Source organism: Burkholderia sp. AU31652 (assembly GCF_002223155.1).
Lineage (GTDB): Bacteria > Pseudomonadota > Gammaproteobacteria > Burkholderiales > Burkholderiaceae > Burkholderia.
Genome location: NZ_NKFG01000005.1, coordinates 1,875,258 through 1,894,504, shown reverse-complemented (window position 1 = coordinate 1,894,504; position 19,247 = coordinate 1,875,258). Strand labels below are relative to the sequence as shown.

Below are 19,247 nucleotides of genomic sequence, written 5' to 3'. Positions count from 1 at the left end.
GACCGTAGGTTTTATGGTCTTGTTGCGGGATATCGCATCGACTCAAAAAAGGACAGTCGAATGCAGCCGGGCGATTCACACGGGGTCCAATTGATCAGGGGAATCGGCGGACGTACATGCGTACGGTTCGCCGTGCGCCGGCTGCTTGTCATTTTGACGGCGGGCTTACTGGCCTCCGTGCTTCCCCCCGCGTTCGCCGCCTCTCCCGAAACCGTCAACGACAACGTGCTGCGTGTGCTCGCATGGCCCGGCTATGCGGACGACGATGTCGTCAGTGCGTTCGAGGCGCAATTTCACGTCCGCGTCGAAGTCACGTTCGTCGACTCCGACGAAGCACTGTGGACGCGCATGCACAGCGCGGCGCCACCGCCGTACGACGTGCTGGCCGCGAATACGGCCGAGATCCAGCGCTATGCGCACGAACGCCTGCTCGCGCCGATCGACCTGCCGCGCATCCCGAACCGGCGGCGGCAGTTGCCGAACTTCCAGCAACTCGCGGCGATCGACGGGCTCGTTGAAGCGGGCGCCCCGTATGCGATTCCGTTCACGTATTCGTCGATGGGGCTGATCTACGACCGCAAGCAGGTGCCGGCCGCGCCGCGCTCGATGCGGGAGATGTGGAATCCGCGCTATCGCGGCAAGGTGCTCGACTTCAACAGCGCGCAGCACAATTTTTCGTTCACGGCGCTGGCACTCGGCTTTCCCGATCCGTTTCGCCTGTCGCCCGCGCAGACGCTCGCCGTCGCGCACAAGCTGATCGACCTGCGCCGCAACCTGCTGACGTACTACACGCTTCCTGAAGAGGCGACCGCGTTGTTCGTCCAGCATCGTGCGGCGCTGATGTTCGGCAACTACGGCACGCAACAGGTCGAACTGCTGCGACGGGCCGGCGCGGACGTCGGCTACGTGATCCCGGATGAAGGCGCGCTCGCGTGGCTCGACTGCTGGGCTGTCACGCGCGGCGCGCAACATCCGGAGCTCGCGTTCGCGTGGATCAATTACATGCTCGAACCGGCGATCGGCGCGCTGCTGACCGAACGCCAGGGCCTCGCGAACACGCTCGCGTCGCCGCCGGGACTCGACACCGGGCACCAGCATCTCGTCTGGCTCCAGCCCGTCGAGGACATCGCGCGGCGCGAATCGCTGTGGAGCCGCATCGTGTCGGGCGACCGGCCGGAGCGTTTCGGAAAATGATCCGGCTCGGGCTCACGTCGAAACTGTCGGTGCTGTTCGCCTGCATCGGCGTGATCGCGTCCGGCACGACCGGCTATTACGCGTATCGCGCGAACCGCACGATGCTCGTGCAGGAAGCGCAGCACAGCCTGCTGATGTCGACGCAACTGCTCGGGCAGCGCTTCACCACGGCGCTGTCCGACGTCTCGGACGATGCGCTCGTGCTCGCACAGTTGCCGTCGTGTGCACGGGTCTCGAGCGGCGACAACCGGGATGGCGCGCCACGCGCGCGGCTCGAGCAGGTGTTCTACAGCTTCATGAGAAATCACCCGGAGTACCTGCAGGTCCGCCTGATCGCGCGCGGGGATTTCGGCCTCGAACGCATCCGTGTCGATCGCGATGCGCATGGCATCGTCGTCCTGCCGGACAGTGCGTTGCAGGAGAAAGGACAGTTTTCCTACGTATTCGATACGCTGGCCACGGCGCCCGGTCATATCTACCTGTCGCCGATCGTGATCAACCACGAGACGGGGGCGCACGCGGCCGAAGGGCTGCCGATCCTGCGCGTGGGCACGCCGGTCGTCGACGCGTCGGGCCAGACGGTGGGGGCGCTCGTCGTCGACGTCGAGCTGTCGCGCGTGTTCGACCGGCTCGAGCGCGATCTGCCGGAAGACTACACGGTGTACCTCGCGAACGAGTGGGGCGATTTCCTCGTGCATCCCGATCCGACGCAGACGTTCGGCTTCGATCGCGGCCGGCGCGTGCTGATGCAGGACCGCTTCGCCGTCACGCGTGCGCTGTTCGACAGTGCGCGCGCAAACGTTACCCTCAATGGCCTGGCCGACCCCGCCGCGGCGCCGGGCCAGATGTTCGCGTTCGTGCGCACGCCGTTCGGGCACGACGAGGGCAACCGCTTCGTCGTGCTCGGGATGGGGCGCCCGCTGGCGGATGTGTTGTCGCCAGCGGGCATGCTTGGCGAGCGGATCGTCCGGATGGTGCTGGTGTCGAGCTTGATGGCGGTGATCCTCGCGATCCTGTTCGCACGTGCGATCACGCGGCCGCTGCAGACGCTCGCGCGCGCCGCGACGCACGTGTTCGACGATCCGGCCACCGAGCAGTTGCCGGTCGGGCGTGCCGACGAGATCGGCGTGCTCGCGCGCTGTTTCGACAGCATGCGCGTCGAGATCCGCACGCAGGTCGCGATGTTGCGCGCGAAGCAGCTGGAGCTCACGCACCTCGCCGGACACGATGCGCTGACCGAACTGCCGAATCGCCTGCTGTTCATGGAGCATCTCGATGCCGCGATCCGGCGTGCGGCCGCGCTGCACGAAGGGCTGGCCGTGATGTTCGTCGACCTCGACCGCTTCAAGCAGATCAACGACCAGCACGGCCACTCGGCCGGCGACCGCACGCTCGTCGCGGTCGCCAAGCGGCTGAGCCTCGTGCTGCGTGGCGGCGACATGGTCGCGCGGCTCGGCGGCGACGAATTCATCGTGCTGATCACGGACGTGCGCTCACCGGCGGTGATCGGCGACGTCGCGTCGCGCATCCAGCGCGTGATGGACGAGGAACTGGAGTTCGGCGACCGGCGGGTGGCCGTGGGCGCGAGTATCGGCGTCAGCGAGTTTCCGGCCGACGGTGCGTCGGCCGAGGAACTGCTCGTCAAGGCCGATGCGGCGATGTACGCGGCGAAGGCGTCCGCGCAGCGCGCGTTCGTGCGCTATCAGGAACTGGTCGGCAACGGGAGCGGCGCCGGCAGCGGGACGGACGAAGCGGCCGGCCGGGTCGCGTCGGGCGGCGGCCGGTGACCGGTTGCGGCCGGTCGCTGATCCACGCGTTGCAAACGCCACGAGCCCGTCGCAAGACGGGCTCGTGGCGTTTGCGGACTGCGCGCGAAGGCGCGCGGCGGCAGGCTTGCTTAGTGGCCGAAGTAGACCGAGTCGCGCGGGTTTTGCGCCTTGACGGCCGGTGCGCCACCCTGGACGGTCGCGGCCGGTTGCGCACCGTAGCCGCTGTTGTCGGCACCTTGCACGCGGGCTTGCGCGGCCTGGATGTCGGCCGGGTAGTACGGGCTCGACTGGCTCGGCTTGTAGCCGGCGCTTTCGAGTTGGACCAGTTCATTGCGCACTTGAGCGCGGGTCACGGTGCTTTGGGCGAAGGCGCCGAACGAGGCGGACAGGGCGGCAGCGGCAACGACTGCGGAAACGAGCGATTTCATGATGACCTCCGATGTTTTTGGCTTTCCGCGTTCGACACCATGTCGTAAGCGGTTGATTACATCGTAGGCGTCGGTCGACCTAGGGTAAACGTGAGTTTCGGCGAAAGATCGTTGCAGCCGGGGCAATAATTTCGAGATAAATGCCTTCCGTCCCTAATCGACGTTGCCGAATTTGCAAGGGAACGGGCGGCGGATGCGCGCGCACGCACGGACGGGCGCGCGGCGGCGAAGGCGCGGGCGGAGAGGGGGACGCACTGTGACGCTGGCGGATCAGACGTCGTCGTCGATTTCCTTGCGCTCCCGGCGTTCCTCGTTGCCGCGGCGCGCGCGCAGGCGCTGGCGCGACAGCACGGCGATCACCTGCTGGGTCGGCGCGCCGGACGGCAGTTCGTTGCGGATGCGATCGGGCACCATGGGCAGGCCCGCGCGCTGCCGGCGCAGCGCCTTGGCGATTGCCCGGCGGCATTCGTCACCGTGGCAATCCCATTCATCGCGGATTCTCTGGCAATAACGGCATTGTTCCATCGGGACAGTCTAACGCGTCTTCGGGAGCGGGGCTGAACGCTTGCCCCGAAGCGTCACGTGTTGGTTGCGACACCGGCGAGCGCTTTCGCATGCGACTGGAAGCGTCGGTGCTCTTCCGGCGGCACGAGCGAGCCGCCCGTCGCCCAGATGACGTGCGTCGACCGGCGCAGGTCGATCGCGCGGCGATGCACGTAGTCGCGGCCGGCCGGGGACGCCGTCAGCCAGCCGGGGCCACTGACGGCCGCGGCGGCCGACGGTTCGAGTTCCACGCCCGTCGCGCGCTGAACCGCGAGCAACTGCGCGTAGAGCTGCGCGTCGCTGACGGTGAACACGCCGGACAGCAGCGACGCCATCAGCGGGCTGACGAGGTGCGATGCCTGCGCGACGGCCAGGCCGTCGGCCTCGGTTCGGTTGTCGAGCCCCACGTCGTAGACGGACACGGGCTTCCCGGGGCCGGCGGCCAGCTGGACCAGCATGCATGGCGACGCGACGGGTTCGGCAAAGAAGCAATGCACGTGCTCGCCGAACAGCGCCTTGAGGCCATACGCGATGCCGCCCGGTGCGCCGCCGACCCCGCACGGGATATGAACGAAGAGCGGATGCGTCGCGTCCACGCGGCGGCCCGCGTCGGCGAGCTGCGCGGCGAGATGCCGGGCACTGGCCGCGTAGCCGAGGAACAGCATCAGCGAGCCTTCGTCGTCGACGAAGTGGCTGCGTGGCTGATCGTGTGCCTGCGCGCGTCCGGCCGCGACGGCTTGCGCATAGTCGCCGTCATGTTCGATCACGCGAACGCCGCGCTTTCTCAGGCGCGCCTTCTTCCACGGTTTCGCGTCGGTCGACATGTGCACGACCGATTCGAACCCCAGCGCGGCGGCCATCACGCCGATGCTCAGGCCGAGATTGCCGGTGCTGCCGACGATGACGGTGTGCGCGGCGAACCGTTCGCGTGCGGCGGCCGATGCGAGGATCCGCCGGTCGCCCGCGGGGTCGAGCAACCCGTGTTCGATCGCGATCGACTCCGCGAGCGCGAGCACTTCATGAAAGCCGCCGCGCGCCTTGATCGAACCGGCGATCGGCAACGCGTCGTCGCGCTTGATGAACCAGGCGCCGTGTGCGCCTGCCGGGAGCGACAGCCTGCGCGGCAGGTCGTCTGCCGGCATCAGCGGCGATTCGATTTTTCCCGCGCTTGCCGCGAGTTCGGGAAACAGCTCGGCCACCAGCGGTTCGCAGCGCGCCAGCCGCGCTTCGGCCATTGCAATGGCGCCGAGCCCCGGCGCGTCGTGCGGCAACGGACTGCCGGCATGGGGATTCAGCCACAGTAGCGGATGGCGGGATTGCAGTTGAGCTAATAGATCGTCGGGCAGGAGCGTGAGGGTCATGGATCGGTCTTGCGCTGGATAAACGTGAGGGATGGCCGGAATGCTACGATCCGGGACGCCTGCGCGAAAGCGCCGATTTCTAATGGATCCATTAGCCTGACTGATACCTATGCGACTCGACGGTTCGACCCTGGGTGCGTTGCTCTGCTTTGAAACCGCCGGCCGGTTGCTGAGCTTCACGAAGACGGCACAGGCGTTCAACCTGACGCAAAGCGCCGTGAGCCAGCAGATCCGGAACCTGGAGGACCGGCTCGGCTATCCGCTGTTCGTGCGCCAGGCGCGCGGACTGAAGCTGACCGAGAAGGGCGCAATCCTGCTCGGGACGATGTCGAGCGCGTTCGTCGACATCAACCGCACGCTTCAGGCGCTTGGCACGTCGGATGCCCCGCTGCAGGTCAGCTGCCTGCCGTCGCTTGCGCTGCAGTGGCTGATGCCGCGCCTGTCCGAATTTCACCGGCAGCAGCCGAACGTGCCGGTTCGCGTGAAGGCCGAGTTTCAGGTGCTGGATCGCCAGGCCATGGAGACCGACGACATCGATGTGGCGGTGCGCTATGACCCGGTGCAATACGATCGGCTGCATGCCGAGGCCATCCTCGACGAAATCCTGTTTCCGGTCGCCACACCGGCGTATCTGGCGCAGCATCCGGCCTTTGCCCGTGGAGAGTCGCTGGACGGCGTCGTCCTGCTGCACGACGCCGCGCCGTGGGGCGGCGCGCCCGAGTTCGTGGAGTGGCGCACGTGGCTGGAGGCAGTCCGTCCGGCGTGGGCGGCCGATCTTGACGGCCCGCAGTTCAACTTCTCCAGCCTGGCGATCACGGCCGCGCTGAACCATCAGGGTGTCGCGATGGGGCGCGCCGCGCTCGTGCATGACGAGATCGCGAGCGGGCGGCTCGTGGATGTCTTCGGCAGGCACGTGCGTGCGCCGGCGCGCTACATGCTGTTGTCACGCCATCCCGACGATCCGCGTACCGAGGCGTTTTCGGACTGGCTCAAGGCCGAGTGCACGCGCTTCGATGCCGCGCGTTCACGTTTGCTTTCGAACGGAAGCAAACGCGGGTAGCCGACGCTGTCGGATAGCTGAATCGGAGTGCGAAGTAGTCGGGTGACGAATGCGGATGCAAACTACAGTTTCCCGTTCGTCTCCATACGGATAGCTTGCGCGTGGACGGGGCGGGCACGCGTTACTTGAGTTGCCAGATGCCCCAGACGGCGATCAACAGGCCAAGGCCGAGTCCGCAGCCGAGCAATACGTAGGTTTCCATGTCATGCCTCTGAAAGCGTGGCCGCGCCGATGCGGGCATCAGTGAGCGAGCAGCAACATCGGTGACGTATCGTTCGACCCGTCGGGCGGGGCGATACGCCGGGTCCGCGAATACTACGCTTCGCAGCTTTCAGAACGCATGCGCGATCGATGGCTTTGCGCCATCTCCTGGTTCTTGCCCGTGCGCGCGTGGTTCATCTGGGTAACGTGCGATCCACCGTGCCGGAATACACCCGATTTCCAGATCATCTGCGATGCCGCGACGAGCACGAACAGCAGCACGACCATCCGGAAGATCTTCGGCGACATCTTGTCCCGCAGCGGGCGAACGAGCCACATGCCGGCAATCGCCGGCAGGCTGGCTGCGGCCGAGATCGCGAGGTCGGCGCCGCTCGCGTGCGCGGCGCCGCTGAACGTCGTGATCAGCGTGACGATCGACACCACGAGGATGATCGCGATCTGCTTCGTGAAGACGCGTCCGGTTGCACCGGACGAAATCAGGTAGGTGGCGAGCAGCGGGCCGGGAACCGACGCGATGCTTTCCATCAGCGCCGCACCGAAGCCGAGTGCGAAGCCGACGGGCTTCTGCCATGCTTCCGGCAGGTTGAGTTTCGGCGCGGCGAGCATCAGCGCCGCGGCCACGATCAGCAGTGCGCCGGACGCCGCTTGCGCATGCCCCGGATTGAGCGACAGCAGAATCGCCACGCCGACGATATTGCCGATCACGGTGCCCGCGATCGGCGCGGCGATCTTGCGTGCCGTTGCCAGCAGATGGCCGCCTTCCAGCGCCTGCGGGATGTTGCCGAGGATGATCGGCATCGACAACAGCAGCACCGCATGCCGGATCGGCAGGAACTGGCTGAGTATCGGCATCGCGATCAGCGGCACGCCGATCCCCGTGATCCCCTTGGCCATGCCGCCCAGCAGCAGCGCAATGGCGATGCCGGCCAGCTCGAACGCGCTGAGCCCCTGCAGGCTGGAGACCAGCACCCCTTCAGTCAGATTGAAATGCATCATGGAATGGCATGTCGCGGCATATCCGGCAGCGAGCGCTGTCGATGGCGCACGTGGCGGTCGCGTGTGTCTGGCACGCGTGTGTTCTGGATTGGCTTGAACCGGAAGTCGATCGCGTGGCGTCGCGCCGTTGTGCGGCCGGGGCCGCGGGCAATCGATGGGCGGTTCGAGGGTGCATCTTACCTGAGCGTCGCGAAGGACATTCGGCACGGACTGTGGCGCGTCACGGGGCGCGTCGACGTGATCATTTCCGCGGTTCAATATAATTCATGATGGTTGGTAATTTCATGTGCCCGATTCATATCTTTGAACGAGGAGGCGTCGATGACGCTGGCCCAGTTGCAAGCCCTGGCGGCCGTGGTCGAACTCGGCTCGCTCACGGCTGCGGCTGATCGGTTGAGCCGCAGTCAATCCGCGATCAGTCATGCATTGACCGAGCTGGAAGACCTCACGGAGGTCAAGCTGCTGTGGCGCGACCGGCAGCCGGTCGTCCTGACGGCGGCGGGCGAACGCCTGTGGCCGTACGTGCAGAATGTGGTGCGGGAAGCGCAGCTGTTGCGCCAGCAGTTCAGCCTGTCACGCGGCAAGCTCGAAGGGAAGCTGGTGGTCGCGTCGCTGCCGAGCGTGTCGCTGGCGTTCGTCGTCCCTGCGCTCGAGGCGTTGAAGGAAATGCACCAGGGCGTGTCGGCGGTGCTGCTCGAAGGCACGGACAGCGAAGTGGAAGGGTGGATCGACGACGGTACGGCCGATGTCGGCGTGGTGGCCGGCACGAAGACGTTCGCACACACTCTGCCGCTGCTCGACGAGGATTTTGTCGCAGTGGCGGCCGACGGCATGTTCGCCGGCCGCAAGAGCGTGTCGGCGAAGCAGTTGTCCGCGGCGCCGTTCATCTTCTCGAAGGCAGGGTGCGGGCCGGTGATCGCGGATTACTTCGCGCGCAGCGGGGTGCCGCTGCGGGCCGCGTTCAACGTGGTCGAGATGCGGACCATTCTGTCGATGGCCGAGGCCGGCATGGGCGTGTCGATCGTGCCGCGCATCACGCTTACGTACACGCAATTCGGCGGCCGCGTGCTGGAGTTGTCGCCCAGGCTGCATCGCTCGGTGCGGTTGTCGTGGAATACGGCCGGCAACGCGGTCGCAGAGGAATTCGTGCGGCTCGTCGACGCGCAACGCGCGAAGGCGGCGAAGGCGGTCAACACGCGTGCGAGAAAGGCCCGGTGACGAGCGGCTTCAGCGATGAACAGCGCTCATGGGCGACTTGAAGTTTATTCAAGCCGAGGGCAGTCGAGATGCAATACATTGTTCGAACTCGCCCCTGACCGCTTCGTCCCGAAGGAGATTGCCGTGCCGGCCTTGCCCACCTTGCTTGCTTTCGGACTCGTGTCGCTCGGCATGGTGTTGACACCCGGGCCGAACATGATCTACCTGGTGTCGCGTTCGATCTGCCAGGGGCGCCGTGCCGGGCTGGTGTCGCTCGGCGGCGTCGCGCTGGGGTTCGTGTTCTACATGGTGTGCGCGGCGTTCGGCATCACCGCGCTCGTGATGGCCGTGCCGTATGCGTACGACGCGCTGCGTTTCGCCGGTGCGCTTTATCTGGCGTACCTCGCCTGGCAGGCGTTGAGGCCGGGCGGTCGCTCGGCGTTCCAGGTCAGGCAACTGCCGCACGACAGCCGTGCCAGGCTGTTCACGATGGGCTTCGTCACGAACCTCGCGAATCCGAAGATCGCGGTGATGTATCTGTCGCTCCTGCCGCAGTTCATTTCGCCGGGGCACGGCAGCGTGCTCGTGCAATCGCTGGCGCTCGGCTGCGTGCAGATCGCGGTGAGCGTCAGCGTGAATGCGCTGATTGCCTGCATGGCAGGCGGCATCGCGGGCTTTCTGGCGGGGCGGCCGGTCTGGGCGTCGGCCCAGCGCTGGTTGATGGGTACGGTGCTGGCCGGGCTGGCCGTGCGTATCGCACTGGAGTCGCGCTAGCGCGAATGATTGGCGGTATGCAGGATCGCCGGGGGGCTCTCAAGCGGCATCGCAACGCAAGCGCCCGGCATCGTCAGCCCTGGCAGTTGCCCTGCGCTTCGTTGCCGACCGGGACAGGTGCGGCTTTTTCATGGCGCCGGCTGCGCGTCGCGAGCCAGCACAGGATCGACCCGCCGCACACCATCAATGCACCTTGCCAGAATTCGATCGACAGCGGCGCATGCAGCAGCGTCGCGGCGAGCAGCGCGGCGAGCACCGGCGTGAAGTACGACGCGCCGACGATGGCGGTCACGTTGCCGTACATGATGCCGGTGTTCCAGGCCGCATAGCCGAACCCCAGCGCGGAGGCTGCCAGCACGATGTAGATGACCGCATGCAGGCTGAACGTCATGCCGCCGCCGCCTTCGATCGCGAACTTGATCCAGAGCGCCAGCGCCACCAGCATGAAGAACGGCGTGACGCCGTTCTTGCCGTCGGCGAGGCGTGCCGTCACCGTGCAATAGCCGGCCCAGATCAGCGCGCCGAAGAACGCGAGGCCGTAGCTCAGCGGATTGTCCGCGACGTTGTGCAGCATGCCGGCCGGGTCGAGCCCCCGGTCGCCGCCGAGCACCCGGCAGATCCCGAGCATCGACAGCAGGACGCCGGGCACGACCAGCAGGTTGGCGCGCTGCTTGTTGAACACGATCGCCGCGACCAGCGTGAAGCTCGGCCACAGATAGTTGACCATCGCGACTTCGATCGCCTGCTGGCCGTTGCTGGCATAGCCGATCGACAGCGACAGGCACAGCTCGTACGCGACGAACAGCAGCCCGCCCCAGAGCAGATATTTTTTCGGGAATTTGCTGAGATCGGGGAAGCCGATCGTCAACAGCAGAAGCGCGGATGCGACCGTATAGATCATCGCGGCGCCGCCGGTCGCGCCGAGGCTTTCACTCACGCTGCGAACGAGGGCGACCACGGAGGCCCACAACAACACCGCACCGAGCCCGGCGAGCGTGGCCTTGTTCTTGCGCTTCATGCTTCCTGCCTGTTTCAACATTTAAATTCGAGTTCAGATGATTCGGGTCCGCCCGCGCGTGCCGCCGCCGCAAACGGACAATCCGGTTGCACTCGCCACACGCGGCGGCGGCTGCAACCGGCCATGCAAAGCGGCGCGCTTACGCGAGATCCGCGGGTACGTCGATCCAGATGGTCTTGATCTCGGTGTACTGGTCGTGCGCCCAGACCGACTTGTCACGGCCGCCGAACCCGGACGCCTTGTAACCGCCGAACGGTGTCGTCACGTCGCCTTCGCCGAAGCAGTTGACGGTCACGACGCCCGCGCGGATCTCGCGCGACAGCCGGATCGCCTGGTTCAGGCTGCCGGTATAGACCGATGCGGCGAGTCCGTACACCGAGTCGTTGGCCAGCGCGATCGCTTCGCCGATATCGGTGAACGTCGTCACCGACAGGACCGGGCCGAAGATCTCCTCGCGGAACAGCCGGCTGTGCGGGCTCACGCCGTCCACTACGGTCGGCTCGACGAAAATGCCGCCGTCGGTGTGACCGCCGAACGCGATGCGCAAATGCTCCACATCGACCTGCTCGAGGTACGAACGCACTTTCTCGAAGTGGGCCTTGCTGACCATCGCGCCGAGCCGGTGTGCCGGATCGAGCGGGTTGCCCATCTTCCATTCGCGCATCTGCGCGCCGATGCGCCGCAGCAGGTCGTCCTTGATGTCGGCATGGACGATCAGTCGCGACGACGCCGAACAGTTCTCGCCCATGTTCCAGAACGCGCCGTTGACGATGTGCTGCGCGACCGCGTCGAGATCGGGGGCGTCGGGCAGCACGACCGCCGGATTCTTGCCGCCGCACTCTAGCACGATGCGCTTCAGGTTGGATTCGGCCGCGTACTTGAGGAACTTCCGCCCGGTATCGGTCGACCCGGTGAAGCTCACCATGTCGACGTCCGCGTGACGGCCCAGCGGCTCGCCGACTTCCGGGCCGCCGCCGGGCAGCACGTTGAAGACGCCGGCCGGCACGCCGGCTTCATGAGCAAGTTCCGCGACGCGCAGTGCCGTGAGCGAGGTTTCCTTCGCCGGCTTCACGACGATCGAGCAGCCGGCCGCGAGCGACGGGCCAATCTTCCACGCGAGCATCAGCAGCGGGAAATTCCACGGCAGCACGAGGCCGACGACGCCGATCGGCTCGCGCACGACCAGTGCCAGCGCGTTGCCGCCGACGGGCGCCGTGTTGTCGTAGATCTTGTCGATCAGCTCGGCGTGCCAGCGGATCGTATGAATCGTCTCCGGCACGTCGATGGTCTGGCATTCGCGGATCGGCTTGCCGCTGTCGAGGCTTTCCATCGTCGCGAGTTCGTGCGCGTGCTGTTCGAGCAGGTCGGCAAACTTCAGCAGGACGGCCTTGCGATGCGACGGCGCCAGCTTGCGCCAGCGGCCGTCCTCGAACGCCTGCCTCGCATGGGCGACCGCGAGGTCGACGTCGGCCGCATTGCATGCGCCGATCTGCGCGAGGACGGCGTCGGTGGCCGGATTCACGGTCGCGAACGTGTCGCCGGAACTGGCCGTGCGGAATGCGCCGTCGATGAACGGCCCGGTCGGGAAGCGCAACGCCGCGGCCAGCGCCGCGTATTCGGACGCGCTGAGCAGGTCGGTCATCAGGCTTGGCCTCCGGTGACGGCGGCGACTTCGCGCTTGATGCCGGCCACGATCGCGGCCAGCGCCTGCTTTTCCGGTTCGTCGAGCCCGCGCAGCGGTGCGCGCACGCCGCCCGCGCGCAGCCCCGCGAGTTCGCAACCGTACTTGATCGACTGCACGAACTTGCCGCCTTCGAGGAAATCCATCAGCGGCATCATCGCGGACATGATCCGGCGGCCCTTGTCGAAGTCCTTCTCGATCGCGCATGCCTGGTACAGCGCGATATGCTCGGCCGGCAGGAAGTTCGAGCCCGCGCACACCCAGCTGCGCGCGCCCCATGCGAAGAACTCGAGCGCCTGGTCGTCCCAGCCGCACGACACGCTGATGTTCGGGAACTCGCGGACCAGCATGTGCAACTGGCCCGTCTGGCCCGAGCTTTCCTTGATCGCGACGATGTTCTTCGACGCGTCGCAGACGGTACGGAAGAATTCGCGGTCCATCGACACGCTCATCCGGCCCGGGTAGTTGTACAGCATGATCGGCAGGCCCGCCGCGCGATCGATCTCCAGCGCATGCGCCGCGTTCTCCTGCTGCGTGGGCAGCGCGTAGGGCGGCGAGCCGACCAGGATCGCGTCGGCGCGCACGGCCTTGGCCGCCTTCGCGTAGTCGACGGAATCCTCGGTGCGTACCGCGCCGGTGCCGATCACGAGCGGCACGCGCGAGCCGATCACTTCGCGCGCCCAGGCGCCGAGGTCGAAGCGCTCCTGCGCGGTGTGCGCATAGTATTCGCCAGTCGAGCCGCCGACGATGATGCCGTGCACGCCGGCCGCGATCAGCGATTCGATCACGTCGGCGAATGCGGTCTTGTCGATCTGGCCGGCGGCGTTCAGGGGCGTGATGGCCGGGGTGTAGATGCCTTCGAAATTCATGGTGTTCTTCCGCGGAAAGGGATTGGGGCAGGTTGAGGAAAGGTGCGTCGTCGTGAGGGCGGCGCACCGGTGACGGGTATCAGTGGTTCAGCGACGCGGCCTCTTGCAGGCTGAGCGAGCGCGTTTCGGGCGCCAGCGCGAGCGATGCGATCAGCCCGACGAAGGAGACGGCGGCCGCTGCGTACATGGTGTTGCCGATGCCGACGGTCTGCAGCGCGATCGGTACGAGCCAGGTGCCGACCGCCGCGCCGATGCGTGACAGCGATGCGCCCATGCCGACCGCGAATGCGCGGATGTCGGTCGGGAAGATTTCATTCGGGTACACGAGCTGCAGCACCTGCGCGCCGCCGATCAGCACCGCATACGCACCGAACAGCACGAGGATCAGCACCGCCGAGCCGCCGGAGCAGGCGCCGAGCGCCAGCAGTGCGAGGCCCGACCAGAGGAAGCTGTGGATCACCATCGCGCGGCGGCCGAGTTCGTTGATGATCCACGTCGCGATGATGCAGCCGACCACGAACAGCAACGTGATGGCCACGGAGCCGAGCGATTCCCACTTGCCGGTCAGGTGCAGCGCTTCGAGCACGCGCGGCGCGAACGAGTAGACGGCGAACACCGGAATCACCGAGCAGCTCCAGAACACCGACACGAACAGCATCCGCTTGCCGTAGCCCGAGTGCAGCAGCGCCCACAGCGAGATCTTCTTTTCGGTTGGTTCTTCCGGCAGGTTCTTCACGGAGAACGACGGGCCGTAGACTTTTCGGATCACGTCGTCGGCTTCCGCAACGCGGCCTTTGCTGAGCAGCCAGCGCGGCGATTCGGGCGTGCCGATGCGCACGACGAACAGCGCGAGACCGATCACGGCCGGGCTGGCCAGCACCCAGCGCCACGCATCGGGGCCGCCGCTGCCGAGGATGATGTTGCCGACGATGTACGCGAGCGCCGCACCGAAGAACCAGATGATGGTCAGCATCGCGAGACGCGGTCCGCGATACTTGCGCGGCATGAACTCGACGAGCAGCGAGCCGGCGACGGGATATTCGATGCCCACGCCGATGCCGATCAGGAAGCGCAGCACGAACAGCGCTTCGCCGGACTGGACCCATAGCTGCGCGAGCGAGCAGACGAAGAAGATCACCGGGCCGAAGAGGTAGGGCTTCTGCCGCCCGAGACGGTCGCTCAGCCAGCCGCCGATGAAGCCGCCGAAGAAAATGCCGATCAGCGCGGACGCGGCGACCATGCCTTGCCAGAAGCCGGTCAGGCCGAGTGCGTCGGAAAACTGCACCATCGCGACGCCGATGATGCTCAGCACGTAGCCGTCCATTAGCCAGCCGCCGCCCGAGCGGACCGTGAGCAACTGGTGAAATCCATTGAGCGGAACATCCTCGATGGAAACGTGATGCGTTGACATTGCCTGTCTCCTTCCATGAAATTGCGCACGGAACACCGTCGCGCGATCAATTGATATGGTCTACTAAGCGTGATGCATGAATCGATGTCGTTGTCAGGGTGCTTCCTGGCGCGGTTACGCTCGTCGCGTCCCGGTCAGCTTTCGAGTCCCGCCTTGCGTTGTCCCCACCAGAGCGTCGAGTTGACGCCGATCGACAGGAACGGCTCCGGCGGGGTGCGGTTCGGTCCCGATGTTTCCAGCAGAAAGTCGACCAGGTCGCTGCGCTTGCCGGCCAGCCAGTCGGCGAGCAGCGTGCCCGTCACGGTGCCGCGCGTGATGCCGAGGCCGTTGCAGCACAGCGCGCCGTAGACGTTCGGCGCAAGCTGCCCGAAGAATCCCTTGTGGTTCTGCGACAGCGCCAGCGAACCGCTCCACGTGTACTCGAACTCGACGTCCGGCAGCATCGGGAAGCGTCGCTCGAACGACAGCCGGTGCCGGTCGGCGAAACGCGGCAGGTACTTTTCGCGCGGGCGGCCGTCGGGGTTGAAGCTGAAGCTGTTGCGCACCAGGATGCGGTTGTCGTGCGTGCGGCGCAGCGTGCTGCCGAACGGGTCGGCCGGAATCACGCCCCAGAACGGCTTGCCGCCCAGTTGCGCCTGTTCGGCGCCGGTCAGCGGCCGCGTCAGGCTCGCATACAGGAAGACCGGCAGCATCGTGTGCTGCAGGAAGCCGAAGCGCATGCCGAACGCGTTGTTCGCGAGCACCAGCTTGTCGACCGTGACCCGGCCGTGGCGGTGCGCGAGCACGATCCTGTCGCCGTACTCGACGTCGGTGATCGGCGTGTGCTCGTACAGCGTCACGTTCGGCGGCAGGCAGTCGGCCAGCCCCTTCACGAGCGCCGACGGCTGGATCAGCACGGTGCCCGGCGTGAACAGCGCCTTCCGGTAGAACGACGTGCCGATATGCGCGGGCAGATCCTTGCCCTCGATCATCTCGTACGGCTGGCCGAGCTTGTCGAGACCTCGGCGGTATGCGTCGAGCACGGCGATGCCGCGCGCTTCCACGGCCGCCTGGTATTTCCCGGACGCGCTCATCGCGCAATCGATACCGTGCTCGGCGACGAGCCGGCGCAGGATCGTCTGGCCGAGCACGTTCAGCTTCAGCGTCGTCCGGGCGGTGGGGATGTCGCCGATGTAGTCGTCGGCACCGATATCGTGCGGCAGGTCGATCGCGAAACCGGCGTTGCGCCCCGAGGTGCCGAAGCCGACTTCCTGTGCATCGACCAGGACGATCTCGTCATCCGGAAAATTCAGCGCGAGCTGCCGCGCGGCGGCCAGGCCGGTGAAACCCGCACCGACGACGGCCCAGCGCGCGCTGGATTCCCCGCGGTGCGACGGCCTGGGCTGCCGCTGCCGGCTGGTGTGGTACCAGCCGCACATCTTGTCGTCGGCGGGAAGCGATGTGACCTTATGCATTCCTAAATCCAATATCGGTAAAGAGTCCTGATCGATGGCGTGTTGAGGCGGCGCACGTGAAAGCGTGCGCCGTCTGGTGCGGCCGTTAAAACTGGATGGGTACGTCGAGGCCCTCCGGGATCACGTACTCGGCCATGCGGCGGCGCGACAGCTCCATGTGGCTGCGGACCAGCTCGCCGGCGCGCTGCGCGTCGCGCTGCGCAATTGCTTCGATGATCTCGTCGTGCTGCTTGACTGCCGTTTCCAGGTCCTGCTGCATGTCGCTCGTCGCGGGCGAGCGATAGAAGATCTTGCCGAGGCGGGCGTGATCGATCAGCACGCGGCGCAGGCTCGGCATCAGGTAGGCGTTGCGCGCGATCCGGCCGATTTCGAAGTGGAACGCGTCGTTCTGCAGCACGCGCGCCTGCAGGTCGTTCTCCTCGATCGCGGCGCGAAACTGCGCCTGGATCGCCTTCAGCCGCTCCACTTCTTCCGCCGTCGCGTGGCTTGCGGCCAGCTGGGTCGTCGCGACGTAGATCAGCGGCGCAGCCAGGAAAAAGCTGCGCAGCGACTGATAACCCATCGGCGACACGCGGGCCGGGCGGTTCGGCTCGAGCTCGAGATAGCCTTCCGCCGCCATCTGGCGCATCAGTTCGCGCACCGGCGGGCGCGAGAGCCCGAATTCCTCGCTGAGCGCGAGCTCGTCGACGACGGCGCCCGGCGCGAGCTCCATGCTCACGATGCGTCGCCGCAGTGTCTCCGCCATTACGTTCTTGCGATCCGCCGATCCGCCGGATTCGGCATCCGGTGAGGCGGTCTGAAGCTTCTGTCTGGACATGATTTTATTGTCTACAAACTGTAGACACAGTTTAGGTTGAGAATAGACCAAGCAAAAATAAGGGTTTACACCTTGCCTCGCCGGGCGGACGAGGCCGGTGCGGGCGCGGCGAGGCGCGCCCGGACATGCGTAGCTTAAAGGGACGAAGCCGGGAGGGCCGAATGGCGGGCGTTGATGCGGTGCCGGCTCTGCGTGCGGGGCCGATTCAGGCAAGCCGGTGAAAGGGGGGCGACGGTCATGCGTCGTCGATGTGCCACGCTGCGCCGATTGCCGACAACGCGCGGCCGATCGTGTCGAGCATCGCGTCGCGCGTCGGCCCGAGCGTCGTGACCAGGAAGAAGCCGTCTTCGTCGGTCGACAGGCCGATCAGTGGCCAGTCGCCAGTGTCGCCACGGACTTCGAGCTGTCGTCGGTCGGGATCGATGTCGACGTCGTCATGCGCTTGCCGCAACGCATTCGCGATGGCATCGAATGCGTCGGCCGACGGGATCGTGTGGATGCGGTATTCGAAACTCATCTGCATGGGCCGGTGGGCGAGGCGGGCAGTCTAACGCGTGGCATCGCGCGACGTCCCGCAACGGCACTCCATCGGGCGCCCGTCGCAACGGGCGCCCGCCCGATCAGCGTTCGTTCCGCTTCTTGCTCAGTTCGATCGTCTCGAACAGTTCGTAGTCGGCGGTCGGGTGCTGGTCGGCGCCCGGCGCGTGGTAGTAGCGCATCGTGATCGTCGTGTGCCCGCCCGGCTTGCCCGGGTCGTGGTCGAACACCGCGATCCCGTAGCCGGTGCCCGTATCGCGGCGCGCGGACCAGATCGCATCCTCGAGCGCATCGGCCGGCGCGCGCACGAACGTATTCGGCGCTGTGCCCGGCACCGGTCGGTTCGGCTTCGTGAACACCTTCGCCCGCGCGAAGCCGGTCGCCGGGTTCTCGCCATACACGTCGAGCGGCGCGCTGGTGCCGCCGCCGCCGAGGATCAGGTGGATCGTGCCGTGGCTCGTGTCGAACGTCGTGCGGTCCGGGTCGTTCGAGCCGACCGGACGCGGCTGCAGCGTCTCGACGACTTCGCCGGTCGTCGCATCGACACCCGCGCGGTGATTGCAGCCGCGCACCGGGTAGCTGCGCTCGTAGTCGTGATCGTGGCCGCACAGCACGAGGTCGACGCCGTAGCGATCGAACAGCGGCAGCCATGCTTCGCGAATGCCTTTGTCGGAACCATTGCCCGTCTTCGACGAACTGAGCGCGTCCTGGTGCATCTGCACGACGATCCAGTCGATGTCGTCGTCATGCGCGGCATGGCGCAGCGTGTGTTCGAGCCAGCGCGTCTGCTCGCCGTTGCTGTAGCCGCGCACGTAGAACGACGTGCCGGGCTCGATCGGCGGGCGGCCCGTGCTCGCGGCCGGCACGAGCGGTGCGGGGCCGCCGACGAACGCGGCGGCGTCCTGGTACACGACATCGTCCGCGTCGAGCGAGACGAACAGCACCGAGCTCACGCGGAAGCTGTACCAGCGGCCCTGGAAGCGCGTGCCGTTCTCCGGCAGCGTATAGCGCGCGAGATACGAGTCGAGCCCCTGCGGGCCGTTGTTGAACTCGATCTCGTGATTGCCCGGGCACGGCATCCACGGACGATTGGCGGCCGACGTCTGGTTGTTGTTGCCGAAATCGCGCCACACCTCGGGCTGGTGCGCGGGGTTCAGGTTCGCGTAGCAGAGGTCGCCGTTCAGCAGGTGGAACAGCGGCTGGAATTGCTCGACAGCCTGCACCGCGAAGCGGCTCTGCGGCGACGACAGCACCCACGCGCCGTTCGGCGTCGCGAGATCGCCGTAGCTCGTGAAGCGGAACGGCGCGCGGCCGCGCGGCGCGGTCGAGAAATTCGCGGAGAACGGCTGCGCGGCGTTGCTGTCGTTGTCGGCCGTGATCTCGTAGCGGTAGCGCGTATTCGGCTTCAGCCCGTGCACGCGCGCGTGGTACGCGAATACCGTCTCGCCGTTCAGGCCGTCGGTGTACAGGCGCTGGACGCCGTGCACGGTGCGCGCCGGCTCGCCGTCGGCGACGATGCGCGCGCGCGGATTGACGGCCGACGCGAGCGAGGCCCACGAGATCACGACTTCCGACGTCGGGTCGTTGCCCCACGTCAGGTGCACCTGTTCGGGCGTGCCGTCCGGGTTCGACGCGGCGGCCCGGGCTGCCGCGAGGCCACCGGCGGCGGTGGCGAGGCCGGATACGCCGGCAAGTTTCAGGAAGCCGCGACGCGACACGGACGCGGCCGGCTCGTTCGGCTGGATCGGGGAGTTGTCCTGGTTCGACATGGTCGGTGTTTTCGTGGGTGGAGACGCGAGATGTGGAACCGCCTGGCCATGCGCGAGCGCGGCCAGTGCGTGAGCCGGAAACGAGCGGGATCCCGGTGCGAGACATTGTCGAAGGGCAGTTTTGCCGGGTTGTGACAGCAGGGCAAC

General features: G+C 66.6%; 17 protein-coding genes. 5 read left to right on the top strand and 12 right to left on the bottom strand.

The features are described 5' to 3' along the window. Positions 1 to 60 precede the first annotated feature (60 nt). Positions 61 to 1,194: an ABC transporter substrate-binding protein gene (locus CFB40_RS26065; protein WP_089427330.1), complete on the top strand. Its 1,134-nt coding sequence runs from the start codon at positions 61 to 63 to the stop codon at positions 1,192 to 1,194. Beyond that, positions 1,191 to 2,981, top strand: a complete 1,791-nt coding sequence (locus CFB40_RS26060) for a bifunctional diguanylate cyclase/phosphodiesterase (RefSeq protein ID WP_089432806.1) — start codon at positions 1,191 to 1,193, stop codon at positions 2,979 to 2,981. Before CFB40_RS26065 ends, CFB40_RS26060 begins: the two co-directional genes overlap by 4 nt. A 110-nt stretch (positions 2,982 to 3,091) precedes the next feature. Here the strand turns inward: CFB40_RS26060 and CFB40_RS26055 are convergent, their stop codons facing one another. The 3 genes from CFB40_RS26055 to CFB40_RS26045 all read right to left on the bottom strand — a co-directional run bounded on the left by CFB40_RS26055 (position 3,092) and on the right by CFB40_RS26045 (position 5,328). Further along, positions 3,092 to 3,391, bottom strand: coding sequence for a DUF4148 domain-containing protein (locus CFB40_RS26055; RefSeq protein WP_089432805.1), 300 nt, complete (start codon positions 3,389 to 3,391; stop codon positions 3,092 to 3,094). 270 nt (positions 3,392 to 3,661) lie between these two features. Next, on the bottom strand, positions 3,662 to 3,916 hold the full coding sequence (locus tag CFB40_RS26050; RefSeq protein WP_027791787.1) for a hypothetical protein: 255 nt from the start codon (positions 3,914 to 3,916) through the stop codon (positions 3,662 to 3,664). A 53-nt stretch (positions 3,917 to 3,969) separates the two neighbouring features. Beyond that, a complete protein-coding gene (locus tag CFB40_RS26045) occupies positions 3,970 to 5,328 on the bottom strand; it encodes a D-serine ammonia-lyase (protein ID WP_373452697.1) in 1,359 nt (452 codons plus the stop codon). Between the two features lie 76 nt (positions 5,329 to 5,404). Here CFB40_RS26045 and CFB40_RS26040 point away from each other — a divergent pair, with 76 nt between their 5' ends. After that, positions 5,405 to 6,355 (top strand): LysR substrate-binding domain-containing protein, encoded by a 951-nt coding sequence (locus CFB40_RS26040; protein WP_089432803.1) that lies wholly within the window; start codon positions 5,405 to 5,407, stop codon positions 6,353 to 6,355. A 315-nt stretch (positions 6,356 to 6,670) separates the two neighbouring features. On the opposite strand, the gene CFB40_RS26035 is transcribed toward CFB40_RS26040, so the two are convergent. Then, entirely contained in the window at positions 6,671 to 7,573 is a 903-nt protein-coding gene (locus tag CFB40_RS26035) for a sulfite exporter TauE/SafE family protein (RefSeq protein ID WP_089432802.1), read from the bottom strand. 321 nt (positions 7,574 to 7,894) lie between these two features. On the opposite strand from CFB40_RS26035, the gene CFB40_RS26030 reads away from it, so the two are divergent. Together CFB40_RS26030 and CFB40_RS26025 are read left to right on the top strand one after the other, a co-directional pair. Continuing rightward, positions 7,895 to 8,791, top strand: coding sequence for a LysR family transcriptional regulator (locus CFB40_RS26030; protein ID WP_089433318.1), 897 nt, complete (start codon positions 7,895 to 7,897; stop codon positions 8,789 to 8,791). A 123-nt stretch (positions 8,792 to 8,914) separates the two neighbouring features. Further along, positions 8,915 to 9,544 carry a LysE family translocator gene (locus CFB40_RS26025; RefSeq protein WP_089433317.1) on the top strand — a complete coding sequence of 210 codons (630 nt, stop codon included), beginning with the start codon at positions 8,915 to 8,917 and terminating at the stop codon, positions 9,542 to 9,544. 73 nt (positions 9,545 to 9,617) lie between these two features. Here CFB40_RS26025 and yddG read toward each other — a convergent pair whose 3' ends face one another. The 8 genes from yddG to CFB40_RS25985 all read right to left on the bottom strand — a co-directional run bounded on the left by yddG (position 9,618) and on the right by CFB40_RS25985 (position 19,100). After that, complete coding sequence (gene yddG, locus CFB40_RS26020) at positions 9,618 to 10,562, bottom strand: aromatic amino acid DMT transporter YddG (protein WP_143329884.1); 945 nt, start codon at positions 10,560 to 10,562, stop codon at positions 9,618 to 9,620. 139 nt (positions 10,563 to 10,701) lie between these two features. After that, positions 10,702 to 12,204: an aldehyde dehydrogenase gene (locus CFB40_RS26015; protein WP_089432800.1), complete on the bottom strand. Its 1,503-nt coding sequence runs from the start codon at positions 12,202 to 12,204 to the stop codon at positions 10,702 to 10,704. Beyond that, positions 12,204 to 13,112, bottom strand: coding sequence for a dihydrodipicolinate synthase family protein (locus CFB40_RS26010; RefSeq protein WP_089432799.1), 909 nt, complete (start codon positions 13,110 to 13,112; stop codon positions 12,204 to 12,206). Before CFB40_RS26010 ends, CFB40_RS26015 begins: the two co-directional genes overlap by 1 nt. A 79-nt stretch (positions 13,113 to 13,191) precedes the next feature. Next, positions 13,192 to 14,523 carry an MFS transporter gene (locus CFB40_RS26005; RefSeq protein ID WP_089432798.1) on the bottom strand — a complete coding sequence of 444 codons (1,332 nt, stop codon included), beginning with the start codon at positions 14,521 to 14,523 and terminating at the stop codon, positions 13,192 to 13,194. 134 nt (positions 14,524 to 14,657) lie between these two features. Next, positions 14,658 to 15,977: an NAD(P)/FAD-dependent oxidoreductase gene (locus CFB40_RS26000; RefSeq protein WP_089432797.1), complete on the bottom strand. Its 1,320-nt coding sequence runs from the start codon at positions 15,975 to 15,977 to the stop codon at positions 14,658 to 14,660. 85 nt (positions 15,978 to 16,062) lie between these two features. Beyond that, positions 16,063 to 16,794: a GntR family transcriptional regulator gene (locus CFB40_RS25995; protein WP_089432796.1), complete on the bottom strand. Its 732-nt coding sequence runs from the start codon at positions 16,792 to 16,794 to the stop codon at positions 16,063 to 16,065. 235 nt (positions 16,795 to 17,029) lie between these two features. Further along, on the bottom strand, positions 17,030 to 17,311 hold the full coding sequence (locus CFB40_RS25990) for a hypothetical protein (protein ID WP_256976901.1): 282 nt from the start codon (positions 17,309 to 17,311) through the stop codon (positions 17,030 to 17,032). Between the two features lie 103 nt (positions 17,312 to 17,414). Next, on the bottom strand, positions 17,415 to 19,100 hold the full coding sequence (locus CFB40_RS25985; RefSeq protein ID WP_089432794.1) for a purple acid phosphatase family protein: 1,686 nt from the start codon (positions 19,098 to 19,100) through the stop codon (positions 17,415 to 17,417). Positions 19,101 to 19,247 lie beyond the last annotated feature (147 nt).